1 pseudogene is annotated in these 1,558 nt (G+C 36.5%); it reads right to left on the bottom strand.

Annotated features, from left to right (window positions below):
- Window positions 1-2: 2 nt before the first annotated feature.
- Window positions 3-1,221, bottom strand: a pseudogene (gene mef(A) / locus A5294_RS06325) (macrolide efflux MFS transporter Mef(A)).
- Window positions 1,222-1,558: the final 337 nt, after the last annotated feature.

Genomic DNA, 1,558 nt, shown 5'->3' with positions numbered 1-1,558 from the left:
GTTTATTTTAAATCTAATTTTCTAACCTCAGTTATCATTTGGCAAACTATAGCAATGCCAATAATTAAAATACCTGATAGTAAAAACCAATGATTTACACCGATTTTATCAGCAAAGAATCCAGAAAGAATTAACCCAATTGGCATAGCAAGTGACATGATACTTCCGATCAAAGAAAATACACGTCCTAAATATTCAGGCTTAATTTTCTCCTGAAAAAGAGCTGTTTGCACACCGCTATAAAATGGCACCGAAAGCCCCATTATTGCACAGCAAACTACGAATATTACAAATCCATTTGGAGGAAGTATTCCCGAAACGGCTAAACTGGTCCCCATTATAAAAAATGAACTTGTTATTAGTAATACATGCTTTTCGAAGCCCCCTAATCTTCCTAATAATAAGCCTCCTGCTAGCATCCCAAATGCAAAGGAAATTTCCGTAATAGAAATATGCACAGGCGTTCCATTAAAGTGTTCCATGCTTATTAAAGGAAATAGTGCATTGATTGGCATATAAACAAAAGTATATAGTGTTCCTAAGAGTAATAAGGCAAACAATCCTTTGTTTTGTCTCAGAACCACAACTCCTTCTTTCATCTCCCTTATGAAATTTGGTTCTAAACTTTGCACTTGATTACCCAGCTTAGGTATACGTACAATTGCTACCGTAATAGATGCAATCACAGCACCCAATACGTCGATGGCAATAATAGCATTTAAATCCCAAACGGAGTATAAGAGTGCTGCAACTGCCGGACTAACAATATAGCTTATAGACTGCAAAGACTGACTATAGCCTGCGCATTTCGTTAGCTGTTCTTCTGGTACTAAAAGTTGGTGTAACCGCATTGAGTGCTGGGGTATGAAAAGCTGTTCCAATGCTACGGATAAACAATACTATCATAATCATCCAGACAGGTAGCTCCATACAGAATGCAACAATAGCAAGCACTGCACCAGCTGCTGCGATAATTAAATCGGCACCAATCATTATCTTCTTCCTATCATGACGATCCACTAGCACACCAATGGCAGGTCCCAAAATCGCATAGGGTAAAAAACCTACTAATGAAGCCATAGACAAGACCATCGCAGATCCTGTTTTTTCTGTAAGGTAAAAAATAATCGCCATTTGCAGGATGGCACTAGTGATTAATGATACTGCTTGCCCTGCCCATATTGCATAAAATTTTCGTTTCCAATTGTTGTATTTTTCCATTTATATTATCTCCTGCATATTATTTTGCTTGAATTTCTATTTTGAATAGCATTCTAGGCAATAAAAAATGCAGGCCAAACCCCACAATGTGGCTTTTGGTCTGCATACATACAATTTGGAAACATTCATATTAAAGACATAGTTAAATAAAGGTATAGTTAAATAACCAATATCCTCACCGTAACTAATGAATGCTCAATATCGTATAAATAAGCACAACAAAAAAGCCTATCATCGGGTATAGATTCTGCTTTTTTTATTGCCAGCTTATCTTAAACGCATTGAGGCTGTCATAGTTTCGGTTCCTCCTACATCTTTGTTTATATCAATTTATAGT

Source organism: Gardnerella sp. 30-4 (assembly GCF_001641215.1).
Lineage (GTDB): Bacteria > Actinomycetota > Actinomycetes > Actinomycetales > Bifidobacteriaceae > Bifidobacterium > Bifidobacterium leopoldii.
This window is presented reverse-complemented; position numbering and strand designations above follow the sequence as displayed.